13 protein-coding genes are annotated in these 15,940 nt (G+C 43.1%); 11 read left to right on the forward strand and 2 right to left on the reverse strand.

Translation table 11 applies throughout. From position 1 onward, the window contains the following. Positions 1-2: 2 nt before the first annotated feature. From ACOAOT_RS24365 to ACOAOT_RS24395, 7 genes are read left to right on the forward strand one after another with little or no spacing between them, the layout of a single operon-like run. Positions 3-2,495: a DUF8725 domain-containing protein gene (locus tag ACOAOT_RS24365; protein WP_420219306.1), complete on the forward strand. Its 2,493-nt coding sequence runs from the start codon at positions 3-5 to the stop codon at positions 2,493-2,495. Further along, positions 2,495-3,457, forward strand: coding sequence for an ABC transporter ATP-binding protein (locus tag ACOAOT_RS24370; protein ID WP_420219478.1), 963 nt, complete (start codon positions 2,495-2,497; stop codon positions 3,455-3,457). The genes ACOAOT_RS24365 and ACOAOT_RS24370 overlap by 1 nt, the downstream gene beginning before the upstream one ends. Continuing rightward, positions 3,435-4,346 (forward strand): ABC transporter permease, encoded by a 912-nt coding sequence (locus ACOAOT_RS24375; RefSeq protein WP_420219307.1) that lies wholly within the window; start codon positions 3,435-3,437, stop codon positions 4,344-4,346. The genes ACOAOT_RS24370 and ACOAOT_RS24375 overlap by 23 nt, the downstream gene beginning before the upstream one ends. 13 nt (positions 4,347-4,359) lie before the next feature. Continuing rightward, positions 4,360-5,187, forward strand: a complete 828-nt coding sequence (locus ACOAOT_RS24380) for a deoxyribonuclease IV (protein ID WP_420219308.1) — start codon at positions 4,360-4,362, stop codon at positions 5,185-5,187. Between the two features lie 56 nt (positions 5,188-5,243). After that, positions 5,244-6,413 carry an SPFH domain-containing protein gene (locus tag ACOAOT_RS24385; RefSeq protein ID WP_420219309.1) on the forward strand — a complete coding sequence of 390 codons (1,170 nt, stop codon included), beginning with the start codon at positions 5,244-5,246 and terminating at the stop codon, positions 6,411-6,413. After that, positions 6,410-7,483, forward strand: coding sequence for a TFIIB-type zinc ribbon-containing protein (locus tag ACOAOT_RS24390; protein ID WP_420219310.1), 1,074 nt, complete (start codon positions 6,410-6,412; stop codon positions 7,481-7,483). The genes ACOAOT_RS24385 and ACOAOT_RS24390 overlap by 4 nt, the downstream gene beginning before the upstream one ends. Further along, the gene (locus tag ACOAOT_RS24395; protein ID WP_420219311.1) at positions 7,480-8,373 is read left to right on the forward strand and encodes a TPM domain-containing protein; all 894 of its coding nucleotides are present in this window, start codon (positions 7,480-7,482) and stop codon (positions 8,371-8,373) included. Before ACOAOT_RS24390 ends, ACOAOT_RS24395 begins: the two co-directional genes overlap by 4 nt. A gap of 67 nt (positions 8,374-8,440) precedes the next feature. Here the strand turns inward: ACOAOT_RS24395 and ACOAOT_RS24400 are convergent, their stop codons facing one another. Then, positions 8,441-9,355, reverse strand: a complete 915-nt coding sequence (locus ACOAOT_RS24400) for a DMT family transporter (RefSeq protein WP_420219312.1) — start codon at positions 9,353-9,355, stop codon at positions 8,441-8,443. Positions 9,356-9,456: 101 nt separating this feature from the next. On the opposite strand from ACOAOT_RS24400, the gene ACOAOT_RS24405 reads away from it, so the two are divergent. Then, positions 9,457-10,116, forward strand: a complete 660-nt coding sequence (locus tag ACOAOT_RS24405; RefSeq protein WP_420219313.1) for a cyclic nucleotide-binding domain-containing protein — start codon at positions 9,457-9,459, stop codon at positions 10,114-10,116. Positions 10,117-10,131: 15 nt separating this feature from the next. On the opposite strand, the gene sfsA is transcribed toward ACOAOT_RS24405, so the two are convergent. Further along, positions 10,132-10,869 (reverse strand): DNA/RNA nuclease SfsA, encoded by a 738-nt coding sequence (gene sfsA, locus ACOAOT_RS24410; protein WP_420219314.1) that lies wholly within the window; start codon positions 10,867-10,869, stop codon positions 10,132-10,134. 217 nt (positions 10,870-11,086) lie between these two features. Between sfsA and thrC the strand changes: the two genes are divergently transcribed. From thrC to ACOAOT_RS24425, 3 genes are all read left to right on the forward strand, one after another. Next, positions 11,087-12,571, forward strand: coding sequence for a threonine synthase (gene thrC, locus ACOAOT_RS24415; protein WP_420219315.1), 1,485 nt, complete (start codon positions 11,087-11,089; stop codon positions 12,569-12,571). 129 nt (positions 12,572-12,700) lie between these two features. Further along, positions 12,701-13,564: a class II fructose-1,6-bisphosphate aldolase gene (gene fba, locus ACOAOT_RS24420; protein WP_277405840.1), complete on the forward strand. Its 864-nt coding sequence runs from the start codon at positions 12,701-12,703 to the stop codon at positions 13,562-13,564. Positions 13,565-13,769: 205 nt separating this feature from the next. Continuing rightward, positions 13,770-15,887 (forward strand): glutamine synthetase III family protein, encoded by a 2,118-nt coding sequence (locus ACOAOT_RS24425; RefSeq protein ID WP_420219316.1) that lies wholly within the window; start codon positions 13,770-13,772, stop codon positions 15,885-15,887. Positions 15,888-15,940: the final 53 nt, after the last annotated feature.

The following is a 15,940-nucleotide window of genomic DNA, read 5'->3' on the forward strand; positions in this document are numbered from 1 at the left end:
AAATGAAACTCAGAAAGATATCCCTGATTTGTGCCATGGCGCTCACGTTGGCAGGCAGCTCATTGCTGCCTGTTTTCGGCATGACCGCAAATGGTCCGGAGAATGGAGAGAATGGGGGGAGTTCCTATTCTGAAGAATATGGTAGTGAGAATACTTCCGGTATCGGCATGGAGGTTACATATGGATATGATGGTAACGCCAAGGCAGACCGTTATGTTCCTGTGAATTTCTCACTGAAAAGCCAGTCTGCATCACCCTTTAACGGTACAGTGCGTGTAGAGGCGATGGAATCCGACTATGACATCTATCAATACGATTACCCCATTACCCTGGATGCCATGGGCTCTGTAGAGAAATCTCTGGATATTCCTGTGGGAAGAGCGGATATTTTATATGTGAAGCTGTTAGATTCTCAGGGAACAGAACTGATACGAAAGCGCTTAAAGATGAACGTGCCCACAGATGTGGCGGAACTTTATGTAGGTGTATTGTCCGACTCACCGGAGAAGCTGTCCTACATGGAGGGAGTGGGAGTCAATTACAGCGCAGTGAAAATAAGAACATTTCCCATGCAGGCGGAGAAGCTGCCTGATCATGTGATTGGTCTGGATCTGCTGGATGTACTTGTCATAACCGATTATGATACCAGAAAGCTTTCAAAAGATCAGATATCTGCCATTATGGAATGGGTAAAGGATGGAGGAACCCTTCTTCTTGGAACCGGCGCTCGTGCAGATGATACGCTGTATGCGTTCCGGTCAGATCTGCTCAATGAAGATTACGAAGTACCTGCAGAAAAATCGGTGGACATGGGAGTAGAGTATGCCACCAATGGTCCTGGAGACTCCTTTATGAATCTTGTCTGCGCCGATATCTCTTTAAAGGGAGGAACCGGTGTCCTTTCAAATGATCAGTTTCCTGTTTTAACAGCAGCAGTCAGGGGAAAAGGAGTTGTGGGTGTTGCAGCCTATGACTTTGTTGATATTGCTCCGTTTTGCGAAACACAGCGTTCCTACGTTGATAAGATGTTTACCGCACTGCTTGGAGAAACCAGATTAAATAATCTTTCTTCTTATTTGTACAGCGGTAATTCCAGCCAGTTCTGGTCCGTTCAGAACATGCTTAATACTGGGGATGTGGATAAGCTTCCAGCTCTTGCGTTCTATTCCATCGTTATTTTAACCTATATTGTGCTGGTGGGACCTGGCACCTATCTGATTTTAAAACGGAAAGACAAGAGACGTTATTACCGGACTGCGATTGTGTCGGTGTCTCTTCTGTTTACTGTGGTGGTTTACTTCATGGGTGCAAAAACCAGGTTTCGGGATACCTTTTTTACCTATGCCACAATTTTTGATAATTCAGAAAGTTATGAGGATGAATATACCTATATCAATATGAGAACCCCTTATAACAAAGCCTATTCCATACCGTTAGATCCCTCTTACAGCCTTCTCCCCATTACCAGAAGCAAGTCCTATGAAAGGGCTCCGGTACCAAAGTTTACGGGTAGTGAAGATTATAATGTAAGGATCAGCTATGGGGAAGACGGAACAAGAGTATCTGCACAGAATGCAGCCGCATTTTCCCCTAAATACTATGCACTGAAGAAAAGAACTCTAAATGATAACCGGAAGGGTTTGTGGGGAAAAATTACCCTGTTTAATGGAAATGTATATGGAACAGTTACCAATGAATATCCTTTTTCTGTAGAAAAGGTGGGGATTCTCATGTATGGCAAGATGGTTGTTATCGATGAGCTAAAGCCTGGGGAGACCAAACAGCTGGATGGGATTTCTGTTATCAATTATCCCATCAATAACTCCTTACAGGTATCTGCCCGGGTAACAGGAGGCTATCAGTATTCAAAGGCGGATATAGAAGATCCGGATTATATGCTTGCTCTTTCAAGAACCAATATTTTAAGCTTTTATCTGGACCGGTACTCCTCTTTTTATAACCAGGAAGCACGAATTGTAGCATTTAGTGAGGATCAGAAGGACAATCAGTTCCTTGTAAACGGGGGATATGAAACCTATGGAGTAACGATGTATACCTCCGCGATCAATGTAAACTTGAAAAAGGATGATGAGACATACAGGTCTGCGCTGATGCGAATGCCTACAACAGTAAGCGGACAGTATTATTCAGATACCAATGCCATCTACGGCGTGGATCCGGTTGCTCTGGAATATTCGCTGGGTAATGATGTGAGTGTGGAAAAACTGATATTTGAGAATCCTTCTGAAGAATTTTTAAACAGTCAGAGTACAAATTATACCAATATATTTAAAGGAAAAATGTACTTTTACAATCATGATACGGGTAATTACGATCTCATGGATCCAGGAAAAACACAATATTCGGCAAGGGAACTGGTCTCATATTTATCACCGGGTAATACACTGACAGTCAAATATGTCTGTGAGGACAGCGTAGAAAACAACTGGTATGTGACACTGCCCATGCTGATGGTTCTGGGGAGGGATAAATGATATTAGAGATTAAAGATTTAAAGAAAAAATTTGGCAAATTTCACGCCTTAAACGGACTTGATATAATGATTCCCGAAGGATCCCTGTATGGGTTTGTAGGACCTAATGGAGCGGGAAAGACCACTGCCATTAAGATTATGACAGGTCTTTTATTTGCAGACAGCGGTCAGGTCTTAATTAACGGGACAGATGTATCCCACGGTCTGAATTTACTTAAGCAGGAAATCGGCTATGTGCCTGATTTTTTTGGAGTGTATGACAACTTAAAGGTCAATGAATACATGGAGTTTTTCGCTTCCTGTTACGGAATTAATGGTCTCAAAGCCAGAAGCCGGTATATGACTCTTTTGGAACAGGTAGGGCTGGAGGATAAATCAGATTTCTATGTAGACAGTTTATCAAGGGGTATGAAACAGCGCCTCTGTCTTGCCAGAGCCCTGATTCATGATCCTCACCTGCTGGTACTTGATGAGCCGGCCTCTGGTCTGGATCCAAGAACACGGTTTGAGTTTAAGGAGATTTTAAAAGAACTGAGAGAACAGGGAAAGACCATTTTTATCAGCTCCCATGTTCTGTCTGAACTGTCTGAGCTGTGTACTGATATCGGAATCATTGACCAGGGAAAGATGGTTTTAAGCGGAAGCATGGAAGAGATTTTAAGGAGGGTGAATGCTACCAATCCCCTGGTTATTTCCATTTTGGGCAGTAAAGAAAGAGCTCTTACTATTTTAAAAAGCCAGCCCTGTGTGCAGACCATTGCAGTGAAGGAAGGGGATATCAGGGTGAATTTTATCGGAGACCAGCAAGATGAAGCCATTTTGCTTCAGCAGCTCATAGATGCGGAAGTAATGGTTCATGGATTTAGCAGGGAACAGGGGAGTCTGGAATCCTTATTTATGCAGATTACAGATCCTGATAAAGAAAAGGCGGTGCTTGTACATGAAAACGAATCCGGTTTATAAGCGGGAGACCATGGTCAGTGCCAGAAGTTTCCGGCTGGCACTGATTCTGGTGATTTTTAATTCCATCCTGGCGCTGGTAATTCTGCTTAATATGTATTCCGTAGTAGAACGGGTAAAGCTGACGGCTGAGATCCAGTATTCATCCTTTACCACTTTATACGTATTTGTGGCAGTTGTGGAATTTGTTATGCTGATGTTTATTATGCCTGCACTCACAGCAGGGAGTATAAGCGGTGAACGGGAACGGCAGACCCTTGATATTTTGCTGACTACAACCATGAAGCCATCAGAAATTATATGGGGAAAGCTTTTATCTTCTTTCAGTACCATGTTTCTCATGGTGGTTTCCAGCTTCCCTCTGCTTGCTGTTTCCTTTGTGTATGGCGGAATAATGATTCATGATGTGCTTCTGCTGCTGCTTTGTTATCTGACCGTAGCACTTCTTTGCGGAAGTATGGGAATCTGCTTCTCCTCTCTTTTTAAACGGTCTACTGTAGCCACTGTGGTAAGTTATGGGGTATTGGTTTTTATAGCAGCAGGAACTTATGCAGTCAATATATTTATGCTTTCCATGGCAAGAATGAATATGGACAGCTCTTATGCTTCCAGTATCAATGGAGTGACAGATCAGGCAAACTCTGGTTCCTGCCTGTATTTGCTATTGTTAAATCCAGTGGCAACCTTTTACGTGATGATTAACAAGCAGGCGGGGGTTAATCCGGTGATAAGCAGTCTAAATAAGTGGTTTGGACCTCACCCGGATAACTTCATCATGAATAACTGGGTGCTGCTTAGTATCTTAATTCAGCTTCTTCTGGCAGCCATATTTATTCTTATAGCCATAAAGGGTGTCAGTCAGTCCAAGAGAAGAAGAATCAGAAAAAAATAAGAAGGAGATCTTTATGCTTACAATCGGCTGTCACTTATCTTCATCCAAAGGATTTCTTGCCATGGGTAAGGAAGCTGTGAAGATCGGTGCGGATACATTTCAGTTTTTTTCAAGAAATCCGAGAGGAACGAAAGCCAAAAAGCTTGATCCGGAAGATATCGGGCGTTTTCTCTCTTTTGCTAAGGAGCACGAAATTAACCGGATTCTTGCCCACGCTCCCTACACCCTTAATGCATGCTCGGCTGACGAGGGGTTAAGGGAACTGGCCAGAGATACCATGAAAGATGATCTGGATCGAATGGAATATATTCCTGGTAATTGTTATAATTTTCATCCCGGCAGCCATACTGGTCAGGGAGCAGAAACAGGAATCCGTTATATTTCCCATATGCTGAATCAGATTTTAAGACCAGACCAGAAAACCACGGTTCTTTTAGAAACCATGTCTGGAAAAGGCAGCGAAGTAGGACGAACGTTTGAAGAGCTTCGCGAAATTCTTAATCAGGTTGAGTTAAACGAATGCATGGGAGTCTGTCTGGATACCTGCCATGTCTGGGACGCAGGTTATGATATTGCCGTAGATTTGGATGGAGTTTTAAATGAATTTGACCGGATCATCGGCCTTTCCAGGCTGAAAGCCATACATTTAAATGACAGTTTAAATCCCCTAGGTTCCCATAAGGACCGGCATGCAGCAATTGGAGAAGGAATGATCGGATTTGATGCGTTAAAACGGGTCGTGGAACATCCAAGTCTTAAGAATCTGCCTTTCTATCTGGAGACACCCAATGATTTACCTGGATATGCAAAAGAAATTGCCATGATGAGGGGAATGGGATAGCCAAGACATCATCTGTGCAGTATAATATGTAATAAAAATCTAAAGGAGGAATCGGAATGGGAATTGTAAAAGCGCTGACTTCAGCAATCGGAGGCTCACTGGCTGACCAGTGGCTGGAAGTGATAGAGGCAGGCAATATGGGAGATCAGACCCTGTTTACCAGCGGTGTAAAGGTTCGGAAAGGATCCAATACAAAGGGAACTGATAATACGGTATCAGACGGTTCCGTCATTCATGTTTACCCCAACCAGTTTATGCTTCTGGTGGACGGGGGAAAGGTAATTGACTATACAGGGGAGCCTGGATACTTTACCGTTAAGAATTCATCCATGCCCTCTCTTTTTAATGGTCAGTTAGAGGAATCGGTGAGCGAGTCCTTTGACCGGATCCGCTTTGGAGGTCAGACACCCACTGCCCAGAAGGTTTACTTCATAAATCTGCAGGAAATCAAGGGAATCAAGTTTGGCACACCCAATCCCATTAATTATTTCGATCAGTTTTACAATGCAGAGCTGTTTTTAAGAGCTCACGGCACTTATTCCATAAAAGTAACAGATCCCATTCTTTTTTATGCAGAGGCTGTACCAAAGAATGCAGATCATATTGAGGTGGATGATATTAACGGGCAGTATTTATCGGAATTTTTAGAAGCCCTCCAGTCTTCCATTAATCAGATGTCTGCCGATGGAATCCGGATATCTTATGTAGCTTCCAAGGGTAGAGAGCTGGGACAGTACATGTCAGATGTGTTAGATGACCAGTGGAGAGCCGGAAGAGGTATTGAAATCCAGTCTGTTGGAATTGCAAGCATCTCCTACGATGATGAATCCAAATCATTAATCCAGATGAGAAATCAGGGAGCAATGCTCAGCGACCCCGGCATACGGGAAGGTTATGTTCAAGGCGCGGCGGCCAGAGGGATCGAGGCAGCCGGAAGCAATGCCAATGGTTCACTGGCTGGATTTATGGGCATGGGTATGGGAATGAATACTGCAGGTGGATTTATGGGAGCTGCTTCCGCCGCCAATGCAAATCAGATGCAGATGAATCAGGCAGCAAAGAATGCAGGCGCACAGGAAACATGGACCTGCAGCTGCGGATCGGTTAATACTGGAAAATTCTGCCCTGATTGCGGCAGCAAAAAGCCGGAAGGCCCTTGGACCTGTGGTTGCGGAGCGGTTAATACCGGTAAATTCTGTTCTGAATGCGGAAAACCAAGGCCATGAGTGGGATTATCTCTTATAAGTGTCCCAACTGCGGGGGGCCGTTAAAGTTTAATCCTCAAAAGCAGAGGTATACCTGTGAATACTGTTTGTCTGAATTCGCACAGGAAGGATTCAGGGATACGGAAGAAAAGGCGCAGGAAGAAAAAGCGCAGGAAGAAAAGACGCAGGAAGAGAAGAAAGAATCAGGAGTACAATCAGAGACTTTATTATACACTTGTCCCAGCTGCGGTGCCGAACTTGTAACGGACAACACCACTGCAGCGTCTTTTTGTTATTACTGCCATAACCCGGTTATCTTATCCGGACGGTTGAGCGGAGAATTTCATCCGGATTATGTGATTCCTTTTTCTTATGATAAAAAAGAGGCTACGGGAATCTTTCGGGACTGGCTTAAGAAGAAACGGTATATTCCCAAGGCATTTTACAGTGAGGATCAGATTGAAAAGATTACAGGGGTCTATTTTCCCTATCTTCTATATAGCTGTACCACTCAGGGAAGTCTGGAAGCGAGAGCGGAGCGGATCCGGGTATGGGTAAGCGGTGACAGAAGGTATACGGAGACTGAGACATATGAAGTTAATCGATCCGGAACCATGCCTGTAAAATTTGTTCCACGCAATGCATTAAAGAAAGCAAACCGTAAACTGGTGGAAGGCGTTCTTCCATTTGATACAGACAAATTAGAACCTTTTACAATGGGATATCTCTCCGGTTTTGTAGCAGAGCGAAGAGATATGGAGAAACAGGAATTTACAGATGAGGTAAAGTCTGAAATCAGAAATTTTGCAGCTGATACAATGCGTAACAGCATCTCTTCTTATGATCATGTAAGGGTAGAAAATCAGGATATAAAGTTAGAGAACGAGACATGGGAATATGCACTTCTTCCTGTGTGGACGCTTACTTATAATGATGAAAGTAAAAATCGGATTTATTATTTCACCATTAATGGACAAACAGGAAAGGTATGCGGCGAGATTCCGGTTGACAAAGGGAAGCTGATGTTTCTCTTTGCTAAAGTATTTGTCCCTGTGTGTCTGTTTATGCTGCTTGTGGGGTATTTTATATGAGAATAATAAAACTATTTTCCGGCATTTTAATATTCCTGATATCTGTACTCCTGTTATTTGGAAATATGCCAGTTGCTTACGCAATGCAGAATCAGGAACATAGCGGGAACGAAGCAAGGGTTTATGATGATGCAGGTCTTTTCACAGCAGATGAGAAGGCGGAATTTGAAACTACAATCCAGTCTATGAAAAAAGAGATGAATATGGATGTGGTGATCGTAACATCTGATAACACCAGCGGAAAAACTGCGAAAGAGTATGCGGAAAACTTCTATATTGAAAGAAAGTTTGGAGTGGGAAGTGATTACCGGGGCGCCTTATTTTTAATTGATATGGATAACAGGGAGATGTATATTCTGCCTGTAGGAAAGATGAACCGGTTTCTGACTGACAACAGATGGAATGCAATTCTTGATGATGCATATAACGAGATCAGCAAGGGTGATTATGCCGCCTGTGCCAGAACTTATCTGTCGGGAGTTACCAAATATTACGAGGCAGGGATACCGGGAGGCCAGTATAATTATAATTCCGATACGGGAGAAATCAGTGTTTACCGAAATATAGAGTGGTATGAAGCTGCATTGGCAATATTAGTGGCCGCTGCCGCAGCTGCAGCTGTGTGCGGTGGTGTAAAAAGTCAGTATTCCATGACAAAAGAGAGGGGAAGAGCCGCTAACTCCCTTCTGGCTTACCGGGCTGACTGCGAGTTTCGATATTCAAGGCAAAATGATAATTTAGTGAATAGCGTTGTGACCCATGTGATCATACCCCGTGATACTGGGGGAAGTAACCACTCTTCTGGAGGCGGAGGCATGTCTTCTGGGGGACAAAGTACGGTTCATACTAATTCCGGTCGCACCATGGGGGGCGGGGGAAGGAAATTTTAAAACAGGATAGAAGTTTAAAAAGCTATATACATCCCAGCTTTTTAAAACTTCTATCCTGTTTTTTAATCTATAAAGTTTCGTCAGTTATGATAGATTTGTTTCTAAATAGCAAAGTGAATCGTTCTCCAGCTATGGAGAGCCCAACCCCTGCGGCAACCAGAAGACCACCTGAAAAGGTTGCCATAGTAAAACCTTTCCTGGTAATCAGATCCAGTATAATTCCTGTAAAAATCTGTCCCGTAAAGGATAGAAGCGTAAGTCTGAATGAAGGGATTTTGGGAACTGTTACATTGAAAAGTAAAACAGTGATAACTCCTAAAGTTCCTCCAAGGTAGATCCAGACATGAGGCGAAAGTGTGAAATTTTGAAAGACTGCTTCATTTCTTCCGAAGAGAAACAGAAGAATCAGTGTTACCGGAAGTCCTGTCAGATGATTGATAAAGGAACCCTTAAGAGCTCCGGTATGTTTTGACAAACCAGCATTGACCGTGCGGGAGAGAACGATGGTAGTCCCGCTTAGAAAAGAGATCAGAACCGGGAATGCTGTTCCGTAAAACGAATGATTCAGCATGACAACAATGCCAAGAAACGCCAGGATCAGTCCAGCCAGCGTGTGCTTTTTAGGCGGATATGCTGTCATACCAAAGAGTCCCAGCCAGTCTATCACAAGGGAAGCCATTGCCTGTCCCAGAAGTCCTAAGGCAATGATTCCTGTTATGCTGATTTTCCCATATGCGAAATTACTAAATGCAGTGGTCAGCACTCCGATGATTCCGCCTGTATATAGCCACCAGGGGAGTTTTTCTTCTGACTTCTGACTGGAGTCACGAAGAAACTGAAGCAGTAGGAATGCAAATAAAACGCCTACGATATGGATGATAACAGCCGCTCCAAATACCCCGTACTGTGCTGTCAGACCTCCATTGAGTGCAATCATAAAGGATATAATAACGCCGGCAAGTAAAGAAAGAAAATTATACATAAAATCACCTCCGATTTCGAATCCAAGCATACCATACCCCGTTGACAAGACGGTATGACATATGTCATACTCCTGAAAGAGACAGGAAGGAGGCAATGCAGATGAATATCACGGAACAGAGGATCAGAAATATATTTCTTCAGTTTCATTTATCAGACATGGATCTTGGTGATTCTGCTTTGCTTCGGTTTGCACCTGGAGAGCTGATCTTACAGGAAGGTATGGAGATGGAATACTTTCTTCTGGTCGTTTCCGGAAAAGCAAAGGTCTGTTCTGCTTCTGCCAATGGAAAGGATCTTTTGCTTTGCTATTATATTTCAGAAGGGATCATTGGGGATGTGGAGTTAATGACGGGTTCCCATATTGCAAATGCTACCATCAGTGCAGTGACAGAGTTTATCTGCATCGGTCTTCCCTATAAAAAGTACGAAGAGAAATTAAAACAGAATCTCCCTTTTGTCAATGACATAGGGAAAGAACTGGCATCAAAGCTCATAAGAAGTTCCAAAAAGAGTGTGATAACCGCCCTTCATACCTGTGAAGAACGGCTTTGTGCGTTTATTCTGTTTGCGGAACAGGAAGGAATTTTCCTGGAGACACTGGCAGATACGTCAAAATCCATTGGAGCCAGCTACCGCCAGACATTCCGGGTTATGAACATGCTTTGCAGGGACGGTGTTATAAGAAAGGAAAACAGGGTATACCGGATTGTTGACCGAAAGGAGCTTTTATCCCGCACCCCGGATTTCTATCTGGAGTGAGGAAGAATGATCGGGTTAGTCCAGAATCAAAGGTACCGGCTGGTCCACAATCATGGAGTTCTCCGTAATCTGGCAGTCATATGCAAGGATGTGGACTCCTGCAGCTAAGGCCTTTTTTAAGGCTTCTTTAAATTCAGGCTGGGTTTCTTCGTTGGGAGAGAAACCGGTCATTCCTTTCATCTGGATCACAAACAGGAGATAGGCCTCATATCCGTCATTTTTTGCATGAATCAGTTCTTCGATATGCTTGATCCCCCTTATTGTGGGAGCATCAGGAAAAAGAGCATGGTTGTGATTTTCCAAGGTCACCCCTTTTACCTCCATGAATGCAGGTGTGCGGGTTACACATCCGGACTCATCTTTGCCGATTAACTGAAAAGCCAGATCAAATCGGGATTGACCATAGGTAACCTCTCTTTTCACATCACAAACTGATTCAGATCCAAGGATCCATTCATAAGCTGCTAAATTAGGTGCCTGGGAATCCATATTGATTAACAGTGTGTCTTTTTCCCTTTTTTTATAGACCCCGATTAGAGAGTATTCTGTTTTCCTGCCGAGGACAGAGGCTTCCGGATGATACTGAAGGAGTACTGTAACGCCCGGCAGCAGAAGTTCTTTGCACCGGCCTGTATTTTTAACATGGCAGATTACGGTCTTTTCTTCTCCGTCCCCTGATAAAATCTGCACATAAGCGATAAAGCGGTTTGGGCGGTTTATAAAACTGCCTTTTACAATATTAGGATAGTTCAATGTGACAGTGACTCCTTTCTGTATTTCTGACAGTATCTTACCACATCATCAGCGGAGATGCAAATTAGAAAAGTGTCCTCTATACAAGAACATATGTCCGCAATAAGAAAACTTTTTTGCCTGTTTTTCTTGCACCTAAGTTTAAAGTGTGCTACAATGCTGGCAAGGTTTTTTCAATCACACTTATTAAGAGAGAGCAGGAAAGGAACGCGATACCATGGAATTATCCTATCAGAGTACCAGAGGCAAAGAAGCCAATGTGACGGCTTCCCAGGCAATTTTAAAAGGGCTGGCAGCAGATGGCGGGTTGTTTATGCCAAGCTTTATCCCGAAGCTAGACAAGACCATGAAAGAACTTTCTACATTGACATATCAGGAAACTGCTTATGAAGTCATGAAGCTGTTTCTCACCGATTACACAGAGGAGGAATTAAAAAGCTGTATTAACCGAGCCTATGACAGCAAGTTTGATACGGAAGAAATTGCCCCTCTTGCCAAAGCGGACGGTGCATACTATCTGGAATTATACCATGGCAGCACCATTGCGTTTAAAGATATGGCACTTTCCATACTTCCCCACCTGATGACCGTTGCTGCTAAAAAGAATCAGGTAAAGAATAAGATCGTGATACTGACGGCAACCTCCGGAGATACGGGGAAAGCAGCCATGGCCGGATTTGCCGATGTGGAAGGAACGGAGATTATTGTTTTCTATCCTAAAAACGGAGTGAGCCGTGTCCAGGAGCTTCAGATGTCAACACAAAAAGGAAAGAATACCCACGTAGCAGCCATACATGGGAATTTTGACGATGCCCAGACTGGTGTGAAAAAAATCTTTGGTGATCACGAATTTGCTGCTCAGTTAGAAGAGAAGGGTTATCAGCTGTCTTCTGCGAATTCAATCAATATAGGAAGACTGGTTCCTCAGGTGGTTTATTATGTATATGCATATGGGAAGCTGCTGTCAGGCGGAGAGATATCTGATGGAGAACGAATTAATGTGGCAGTTCCCACAGGTAACTTTGGAAATATTCTGGCTGCTTATATAGCCAAGCAGATGGGAGCGCCTATTGATAAATTAATCTGTGCTTCCAATGAAAATAAAGTTCTCTATGATTTCTTTCAGTCAGGAACTTATGACAGAAACAGAGAGTTTATACTCACCAGTTCCCCATCCATGGATATCCTGATCTCCAGTAACTTAGAACGTCTCATCTATTTAAGCACCGGCAGCGATGCTGCGGTAAATGCAGGGCTGATGAAGGAACTTAGTGAAACAGGAAGCTATACCGTCACACCAGCCATGAAAAAGTTCATGGAAGATTTTGTAGGCGGATTTGCAGAGGAAACAGAAAATCAGACAACGATTAAGGAGCTGTTTGACAGTACCGGTTATCTGATTGATACCCATACAGGTGTGGCAGCGTCTGTTTATCATCAGTATAAGAAGCAGACGGCGGATGAGACGAAGACAGTGATTGCTTCCACAGCCAGCCCATATAAGTTTTCTGGAAGTGTTTTAGAGGCTCTGGAAGGAAAGAAGTCTGAGGAAGATGAATTTAAGATTATTGACCGTTTATCGGATGTATCAGGAACCGAGATTCCCCAGGCAGTTGAAGAAATCCGCACGGCTCCTGTCCTTCATCAGAGTGAGTGTGACAGGGATAAAATGAAAGAGACAGTTATGAGCTTTTTAGCTTAAAATAGTTTTGAAAGTAAATGTAACTTTGTTATAAAAAAAACAATCTTTGAAAAAATAATCTTTCCAAATAAGTTAAAATAGGTTATAATAAAAAAATGTAAGACAATAAATAATATGGAGGTCTGTGATATGTTAGTTTCAGCAAAAGAGATGCTTGAAAAAGCAAGAGATGGAAAATACGCAGTTGGACAGTTCAACATCAACAACCTTGAGTGGACAAAGGCTGTTTTACTGACAGCCGAAGAACTGAAATCCCCGGTTATTCTGGGAGTTTCCGAAGGCGCTGGCAAATACATGACAGGTTATAAAACTGTAACAGCTATGGTAAAAGCCATGATAGAGGAATTAAAGATCAGCGTTCCAGTGGCACTTCATCTGGATCACGGTTCTTATGAAGGCTGTTATAAGTGCATCGAGGCAGGTTTTTCTTCCATCATGTTTGATGGTTCCCATTATCCAATCGCTGAGAATGTGGAAAAGACAACCGAGCTTGTAAAGGTTTGTAATGAAAAGGGCCTTTCCATCGAAGCAGAAGTTGGTTCTATCGGCGGCGAGGAAGACGGCGTAGTTGGTATGGGTGAGTGTGCAGATCCTGATGAGTGCAAGCAGATCGCTGACTTAGGCGTAACCATGCTGGCAGCAGGAATTGGTAACATCCATGGAAAATATCCGGCAAACTGGGCTGGTTTAAGCTTTGATACTCTGGCAGCTGTAAAAGATAAAGTAGGCGGCATGCCACTTGTTCTTCATGGTGGGACAGGTATTCCGGAAGATCAGATTAAAAAGGCTATCAGTCTTGGCGTAGCTAAGATCAATGTTAACACAGAGTGCCAGCTTACCTTTGCTGAAGCAACCCGTAAGTATATTGAAGCAGGCAAAGATTTAGAGGGTAAGGGATTTGATCCCCGTAAGCTTCTTGCTCCTGGAACAGATGCCATTAAAGCAACTGTGAAAGAGAAGATGGAGTTATTCGGTTCTGTTGGAAAAGCTTAAAAACCTTCTAAAAAAAATATTTTTGAAAAAAGTACTTGATTTTTTTAGGAAAATGGTTTATTTTAATTAAGAACAATGGCGTTCTCCTTATGATAGGAGGGCGCCTTTTCTGATTTATGCGCATATTCAGATAATGAGGAGACTAAAATAACAATCAGACTTAATTTTATTAAGTAGAAATTAAATATGAGAGGATGGAAAATTTATGAGCGAAGTTGTGAATGTAGCCGAGCTGTTCGGTAAGAATGTATTTAACGAGACCGTTATGAGAGAGCGTCTGCCTAAAAGCGTTTTCAAGAAGTTAAAGAAAACAATTGAAGACGGTGCAGAACTGGATCCTTCCATTGCAGATGTAGTAGCTCATGCAATGAAGGATTGGGCAATTGAGAGAGGCGCAACTCACTATACACACTGGTTCCAGCCGCTGACAGGCATTACTGCCGAGAAGCATGACTCCTTCATCTCCTCTCCCACATCAGAAGGTAAGGTAATCATGGAGTTTTCCGGTAAAGAGCTGGTAAAAGGCGAACCAGATGCCTCTTCCTTCCCTTCCGGTGGATTAAGAGCAACCTTTGAAGCAAGAGGTTATACTGCATGGGATTGTACCTCACCTGCATTTTTAAGAGAAGATGCAATTGGTGTTACACTTTGTATTCCCACTGCTTTCTGTTCTTATACAGGAGAAGCGCTCGATAAAAAAACTCCTCTCTTAAGATCAATGGAAGCGGTTGATGAGCAGGCATTAAGAATCTTAAGACTGTTTGGTAACACCACTTCAAAGAGAGTCACTCCTTCCGTTGGACCGGAACAGGAATATTTCATTGTTGATCATGAAAAGTATTTACAGAGAAAAGACTTAATTTACGCTGGAAGAACCTTATTCGGTGCAATGCCTCCTAAGGGACAGGAAATGGAAGACCATTACTTTGGTTCCATTCGTGAAAGAATTGCAGCGTATATGAAGGAAGTAAATGAAGAACTCTGGAAGCTTGGCGTACCCGCAAAGACCCAGCATAATGAGGTTGCACCTGCTCAGCATGAGCTGGCACCAATCTATGAGCAGGCCAATGTGGCAGTTGATCACAATCATGTTGTTATGGAAACCTTAAAGAAGGTTGCAGGACGTCACGGATTAAACTGTCTGCTTCATGAGAAGCCATTTGCAGGCGTAAATGGTTCCGGTAAGCATAACAACTGGTCCTTAACCAGTGACGACGGTATTAATTTATTAAATCCAGGCGAAACACCACATGAGAACATTCAGTTCTTACTGGTATTATCCTGTATCTTAAAGGCAGTTGACAGGCATGCCGATCTTCTTCGTCAGTCTGCAGCAGATGTTGGAAACGATCACAGACTTGGCGCAAACGAGGCACCTCCTGCAATTATTTCCGTATTCATCGGCGAACAGCTTGAGGACGTAGTGGATCAGCTTTGCAGCACAGGTGAAGCAACTCACTCCAAGTCAGGCGGTACCTTAAAGACAGGCGTTAAGACTCTGCCAGATTTATTTAAAGATGCAACTGACAGAAACAGAACTTCACCATTTGCATTCACCGGCAATAAATTTGAATTCCGTATGGTAGGTTCTTCTGATTCCATCTCATCACCTAACGTTGTATTAAATACCATTACAGCAGAGGCATTTAAGGAAGCGGCAGATGTACTTGAGAAAGCAGAAGACTTTGATACGGCTGTACATGATATGATTAAAGAGCAGCTGGCAGCACATAGGAGAGTAATCTTTAACGGCAATGGTTATTCTGATGCATGGGTAGAAGAAGCAGAGAGAAGAGGACTTCCAAACATCAAAGCAATGGTTGATGCAATCCCTGCACTTACAAAAGAAAAATCCATCAGCATGTTTGAATCATTCAAGGTATTTACTAAGGCTGAGTTAGAGTCCCGTGTTGAGATCGAATATGAGACCTATTCAAAAGCCATTAATATTGAAGCAAGAACCATGATTGATATGGCAGGAAAGCAGCTGATTCCGGCTGTTGTGAAATATACAACCGTTCTTGCAGATTCTTTAGGAAAGGTTAAGTCAGCATGTCCGTCTGCTGATACCAGTGTACAGGAAGAACTTCTCACCGAAGTGAGCGCATATCTTTCTGATATGAAGGTAGCACTTTCCGCTCTCATTGATACTACTGACAAATGTGCGGCAATTGGAGAAAACAAAGAACAGGCAGCTGCTTACCACAGTGAAGTAGTACCTGCAATGGCAGCTCTTCGTGAGCCGGCAGATAAGCTGGAGATGATTGTAGATAAGGATTTATGGCCACTTCCAAGCTACGGCGATCTGATTTTTGAAGTATAATAAAAAGTGATGACTGGCTGGAAAGCATACCGGTACGCCCGGATGGCTTTCCA

The sequence above is a fragment of the Lacrimispora struthionigena genome (assembly GCF_048627165.1).
GTDB lineage: Bacteria > Bacillota > Clostridia > Lachnospirales > Lachnospiraceae > Lacrimispora.

Bases quoted from the DNA above. Each gene is read 5' to 3' on its own strand.
- ACOAOT_RS24400 (WP_420219312.1), bottom strand. From the start codon at position 9,355: ATGTATAATTTTCTTTCTTTACTTGCCGGCGTTATTATATCCTTTATG.
- ACOAOT_RS24380 (WP_420219308.1), top strand. From the start codon at position 4,360: ATGCTTACAATCGGCTGTCACTTATCTTCATCCAAAGGATTTCTTGCC.
- ACOAOT_RS24405 (WP_420219313.1), top strand. From the start codon at position 9,457: ATGAATATCACGGAACAGAGGATCAGAAATATATTTCTTCAGTTTCAT.
- ACOAOT_RS24390 (WP_420219310.1), top strand. From the start codon at position 6,410: ATGAGTGGGATTATCTCTTATAAGTGTCCCAACTGCGGGGGGCCGTTA.
- ACOAOT_RS24365 (WP_420219306.1), top strand. From the start codon at position 3: ATGAAACTCAGAAAGATATCCCTGATTTGTGCCATGGCGCTCACGTTG.
- ACOAOT_RS24395 (WP_420219311.1), top strand. From the start codon at position 7,480: ATGAGAATAATAAAACTATTTTCCGGCATTTTAATATTCCTGATATCT.
- ACOAOT_RS24385 (WP_420219309.1), top strand. From the start codon at position 5,244: ATGGGAATTGTAAAAGCGCTGACTTCAGCAATCGGAGGCTCACTGGCT.
- ACOAOT_RS24425 (WP_420219316.1), top strand. From the start codon at position 13,770: ATGAGCGAAGTTGTGAATGTAGCCGAGCTGTTCGGTAAGAATGTATTT.
- thrC (WP_420219315.1), top strand. From the start codon at position 11,087: ATGGAATTATCCTATCAGAGTACCAGAGGCAAAGAAGCCAATGTGACG.
- ACOAOT_RS24375 (WP_420219307.1), top strand. From the start codon at position 3,435: ATGAAAACGAATCCGGTTTATAAGCGGGAGACCATGGTCAGTGCCAGA.
- fba (WP_277405840.1), top strand. From the start codon at position 12,701: ATGTTAGTTTCAGCAAAAGAGATGCTTGAAAAAGCAAGAGATGGAAAA.